Annotated in this window: 5 protein-coding genes; 3 read left to right on the top strand and 2 right to left on the bottom strand. The window is 69.4% G+C overall.

Annotated features, from left to right (window positions below; genetic code table 11):
* Both AB0J09_RS55625 and AB0J09_RS55630 read right to left on the bottom strand, forming a co-directional pair.
* On the bottom strand, positions 1-2,672 hold a 2,672-nt coding region (locus tag AB0J09_RS55625), incomplete at its 3' end, for an FtsX-like permease family protein (RefSeq protein WP_360710509.1).
* Positions 2,669-3,370, bottom strand: coding sequence for an ABC transporter ATP-binding protein (locus AB0J09_RS55630; protein WP_360710511.1), 702 nt, complete (start codon positions 3,368-3,370; stop codon positions 2,669-2,671). The genes AB0J09_RS55625 and AB0J09_RS55630, both read right to left, overlap by 4 nt.
* A 74-nt stretch (positions 3,371-3,444) precedes the next feature.
* Between AB0J09_RS55630 and AB0J09_RS55635 the strand changes: the two genes are divergently transcribed.
* The 3 genes from AB0J09_RS55635 (at position 3,445) to AB0J09_RS55645 (ending at position 5,096) form a co-directional block, all read left to right on the top strand.
* Positions 3,445-4,017, top strand: a complete 573-nt coding sequence (locus tag AB0J09_RS55635; RefSeq protein ID WP_360710512.1) for a PadR family transcriptional regulator — start codon at positions 3,445-3,447, stop codon at positions 4,015-4,017.
* Positions 4,018-4,205: 188 nt separating this feature from the next.
* Positions 4,206-4,478 (top strand): hypothetical protein, encoded by a 273-nt coding sequence (locus AB0J09_RS55640; protein ID WP_360710514.1) that lies wholly within the window; start codon positions 4,206-4,208, stop codon positions 4,476-4,478.
* Positions 4,479-4,514: 36 nt separating this feature from the next.
* Positions 4,515-5,096, top strand: coding sequence for a hypothetical protein (locus AB0J09_RS55645; protein ID WP_360710516.1), 582 nt, complete (start codon positions 4,515-4,517; stop codon positions 5,094-5,096).
* The last annotated feature ends 90 nt before the right edge of the window (positions 5,097-5,186 follow it).

The following is a 5,186-nucleotide window of genomic DNA, read 5'->3' on the forward strand; positions in this document are numbered from 1 at the left end:
GCTCCGGCCGCGGCCAGCGATCCCTCGACTGCGACGCGGGGCAGCTTGCCGGCCAGCGCCGCGGCCGCTGCGAGCCCAGCTGCCGCGCCGGCCAACCCACCGAGCAGGCCGATGGCCGCACCTTCCGAGAGCACCAGGCGGGCGACGGTACGGCCGGGCCAGCCGGTGGCGCGCAGGGCGGCCAACTCGGCGTCACGCTCGCGTACGCCGAGATAGAGGACGTCGGCCACGGCCAGCGCGCCGAGTGCGAACATGACGGCGATGGCCGCGTAGTCGGCCGGCCTGGCCTGTACCACGATGGCGTCCCCGAGCAGGGAGCCGACGACGCGTCCGCGGAAGCCGTAAGTGACCGCAAGCAGCACGCTGAGCGAGAACACGCACAGCATGAGCGTGGCGGCCCCGAGCAGAGTGCGGCCCGGTACTCTGGCCAGTCCCGCCAGCGCCAGCCCGGTGACCCCGCGCGGGGAGCGGGCGCGGCGGGTGGCCCGCGCCCCGGCCCGTACGACGGCGATCGGGGGCACGGTTGAGGCCCGCCAAGCGGGCACCGCCCCTGCTGCCAGCGCCAGTAACACGGCGGCGGGCACCGCGAGCAGCGCGCGGGGCACCGAGACCTGCAGACCGAACCAGGATGACAGCGGCACCGCGAGTCCGGCCGACAGCAACCCGGCAGCCAGCCCGACCGCTCCCACCTCCCACAACACCACGCCGAACAGCTTGCGCCGCGACCAGCCCAGGCAGGACAGCACGCCGAGTTCGGCCCGCCGGGTGCGGACCACGGCGGAGGCGGCGTTCAGTACGAACAGCCCGCAAACGGCCAGGATCAGTACGAACAGCACGACGGACTTGCGGTCGGCCTCGTCCAGGATCCGGTAGGCGACACCCTTGTTGACCCAGCCCTCCTGCAGGGTCAGGGCTGGCCGGCCGAATGCCCCCTTGGGCAGCGCGACGGTGACCGGCGATGGGGAGGCGCCCATCGTGATGTCCACCTCCAGGCCGGTGGCGGCCACGATCTGGCGGGCCACCTCGGCGATGCGCTCCCTGCTGACCGGGTCGGGCCCGGTCACGCCAGCTACCCTGACCCTGACCACGCTGAGCGGCGCCTTGGCGAGTGGGCCCTTCCGGTCCCGATCGGCGATCTTGGCCAGCCCGCCGAGGTCGGTGAGCAGAAGTGGCGGCGCCTGCAGGTAGCCGGCCACGTTGTCGGTGGGCAGCAGATCTCGGCCGCCGATCAGGTCCCGGGTTTCGGCGTCGGCGCCGGTGACGGTGGGCGGGTGGTAGGTCTCCATCGGCACCTTGGACAGTTCCGCGAACCCTGGCAGTTTGGTGGCGTCGAAGCGCCCCATGAGCTTGAACAGGAGAGGCCCGCCGAGCCCGTCCTCGCCGTTCAGGCCGGTGGCCAGGGGCCGCAGGGTCAGCTTCCTGAACTGGGTGTCGGCCGAGCCGATGGGCGCGCCGCTCACCCAGTCCGGGTCGTCCCAGATCTTGGCGTCGTTACGCACGGGTTCCGGCGACAGCGTGCCGCTCGCGTCGCGCCGGTAGTTCACCGGCCCGGCCGTCCAGTAGCGGGTCAGCGGCGCGTAGACCGTCTGGTCGAGCTCTTTGCCCTGGCTCGTCCAGGTGTCGAGGAGGTCCTCGTAGAACTCCTCGGACCTCAGACTGCCCTTCTGCACCACGCTGCCCTGGTGCGTGTCCAGGTACGCGCGTACTTTCGCGGCGGGCTCACCGGCCGCGACCATCTTCACCGCCTCGGCGGGCAGCCGCCTGATGACGAACTCCTCACTCTGGTCCAGCATGGGCCGGGTGGTGGCGAGCAGCGGGACGTCCCACTTGGTGAGCTTCGCCCCGCTTCCGAGATAGGCACCCTCCACGACTGCCTTGTCCAGCCCGGCCAGCGCCGCCTCGGCCTTGGGGTCGACCGCGGCGAGCAGGAGCGGGAAGTCCTGGGTGACATCGATCATGCCCTGCCCCTGCTTGGGGCCTCCCTTGCCCCACTGCATGGGCGCCCCGTCGCCCTTGCCGTTGCGAGTGGACCAGGCGTCGGCCGTGGGGCCCTGGTCGAAGGGGTCGTTCTTGCGGTCGGCCGGCCAGGTCAGCGCGGTGCCCAGCTTGACCTCGCGGCCCCCGCCTACGTTCTCGGTGGTCAGGTCGAGCCGGTCGCCCTCGTCCATGGTGAAGGTAAGAGGGCGGCGAGTGATGTACTGGTAGTGCGGCGAGCTCGGGATCTCGGTGAGCTCCCGGTCGGCCACGCGGGTGCGCTCCACGCGCAGCATCGTGCGCTCGCCCTCGTCGAGCACGTTGGTGACCGGCACCTGGACGGTGCCGCCGCCGGTGAAGTAGCCGACCATGCCGATCGGGGCGGCGACCTCGATGCCGTCGAGCTTCTTGATCCGGTCGAGCTGGTCGAGGGTGACCCCGCCGTGGATACCGGAGAGGTAGTTGGCCCTGACCATGCCGGTCTCACGCTCGATCGCCGTGGCCGAGCCTTTGGGGCGGACCAGGATGTCGTACTGGGCGCGGTAGTTTTTCTTGACCGAGCCCACGATCTCCAGCCGCTGGGTCTCGGCGGTGCCGGTCAGCACACTGAACCCGGTGGCGGCCACGAGGATGCCGAGCAGCAGCACCAGCGCGCGCCCGGCCCGGTGCCTGAGCTGGGCGGCGGCGAGCCGGATCATCCGAGCCTGCCGATGCGGTCGAGCATGTCGGGGGTGGGCGTGACGACGTCGTCGGCGATCACCCGGCCGTCGGCCATCCTGACCAGGCGATCACAGGTCGCGGCCAGTTCGGGGTTGTGGGTTGCGATGAGCATGGTCATGCCGTACTGCTCTCGCAGGCCCATCAGCAGCTCCACGATCTCCTGGCCGGTGGCGCTGTCGAGGTTGCCGGTGGGCTCGTCGCCCAGCAGCAGTGGCGGTCTGGTGATCAGCGCGCGGGCGATTGCCACCCGCTGCTGCTGGCCGCCGGACATCTCCGACGGCAGCGCCCGCTCCTTCTTCGCCAGCCCCACCGCGTCGAGCAGCTCACGGGCCCGGGCCTTCCTGTCGAAATCCACCCGGTACGGCAGCACCGGCGCCAGCACGTTATCCAGCGCGCTGAGTGCGGGCAGCAGGTGGAACCGCTGGAACACGAACCCGACCCGCCGCCGATGCGCGTCCAGCCCCCGCCGCGGCAGAGGCTGCCCGTCCACGCTGATCTCACCGGCGTCGGGCACGTCCATACCCCCGATGAGCTGCAACAAGGTGGACTTGCCCGCCCCCGAGTGTCCCATCAGCGCCGACGCGCCGCCCGCCGCGAACTCGAGGCTCACGTCGTCCAGCGCCTTGGCGGGACCGTAGGCACGGCTGACCCCCCGAAGGGTAATTGCTATTCCCATGCGACCATAGATTGTCACAATGTAGGAGTGGATTGCGACTCGTACATTGCAGCAATCTAGGGGATGATGCGGAAATGCCGCTCAGTCATGCCGTCCTCGCCCTGCTCACCGACGGCCCCAGCCACGGGTACGAGCTCAAGAACCGCTTCGAGGCGGCCATCGGCCCGCAGTGGGGCGGGCTCAACATCGGGCACCTGTACCAGATCCTCGACCGCCTGGTCAGGGACGGGCACGTGGTCCGCAGCCACGTCGCGCAGAGCGACCGGCCCGACAAGACGCTGTACCAGCTCACCAGTGAGGGCGCGGCGGAGCTCACCGGGTGGGCCACGGCCCCTCATGCGCGGGCGGGCGGGTTCAGGGACGAGCTGTTCCTCAAGCTGCTGGCCGCCACCAGGCTCGGGCCGGAGGCACTGAGGACGTTCACGGGAGCGCAGCGGCAGGCGTACCTGTCGGACCTGGCGGGGCTGACCAGGCTGCGGCGGGAGAGCGAGTCGGATCCCCTGGTCGCGCTGCTGGTGGACGCGGCGGTCGCGCACATCAAGGCGGACCTCGAGGTGGTCGAGGGGGCGGAGCGGCGCCTGGCCGGGCTCGCGGAGCAGGCGACGCGGGTGACGGTCGCGGAAAGCGAGCAGGGGAAGACCGGGTGAGCCGGCAAGATCACGGTCGTCAGCGACGCGACCCCCTGCCGGGCTCGAATGTTCGATCAATGCGCTGACCTGCGGCTCTCGGCTGAGTTGCAGATCTTGAGCGTTGCCGTCCGTCTGCTCTGGAACGTACGCCGCCAAGACCAGCTCGGCGGCGTCCTCCACGAATACTCACATGCCGCTCGAACCGCATGGACGAAGCTTTCGGCGGGCGCAGAGTCGCCAGAGCCCTCATCGACGGCAGCGTCCGATTCGCCCACGAGTACGGCGTGCTGACCGTCGAGAACTATCCGGTGGACAATCGCGGCATCGAGGTCGATGCCACGATGGCGTTCGTCGGCACCCGTGCCCTGTTCGAGTCCGCTGGATTCTCCAAGATCGCGAGATCTCGTCCACAGGACCTTCGTTATCGCAGGTCAGACGGTAATTCGTTGGAATTTCTTCATTGCTACCGGGACCCCTAATACTCGCCGCTGCCGGTGGATCTCTATGCTCGTGGCATGGACACGGTGGAGACCGTCCCCGACACCTGGCGGCCTGGGCGGGCGGTGGCGATCGTGCCGACGGTCGTCGCGGCTCTGGCGACCGTATGGGCGACGAGCGTTCCAGGGTGGTATCTGATATGGCTGGCGTTGATCGCCAACGTCTGGGTCTTCATCGGTCTCATGTGGCTGCTCACGTTGGGCCGCATGCTGTTCAGGCATAAACCTTTAGCGCGGTTGCGTCGCGAATGGCCGGTGTGGTCACTGCCACCTCTGATCGTTTTGCTGGTTTGCTGCCTGCTATATGTGGGTGCGCCCCTGGAGGCGCGCTTCGCCCTGTCACGCCCCGCCCTCGACGGCCATGCCCAAGCCATCTCACACAGCACACCGCTGCCCGCCAGCGGCGAATGGATAGGGCTGTTCCCGGTCGAATGGGCCGAGAGGATCCCTGGCGGAGTGCGTTTCGCCATCGAGGGCACCGGGTTTCTCGGTACCGCCGGATTCGCCTGGAGCCCTGAGGGCGAGCCGCCTGAGCCCGAGGGCGAGGACCTCTACGAACACTGGCGCGGCCCCTGGTACCTCTGGAGTGAGTCCGACTAGGGCCTGTTTCAGAAGTCGGGTGAGGAGTCTCGGCTGAGGGCTGCGTGTGCTCGAGATGCCTGAGCAGTCCATATGGTGACGTCGGTAGCG

Source organism: Nonomuraea sp. NPDC049784, from assembly GCF_040659615.1.
In the GTDB taxonomy this organism is placed as follows: Bacteria; Actinomycetota; Actinomycetes; order Streptosporangiales; family Streptosporangiaceae; genus Nonomuraea.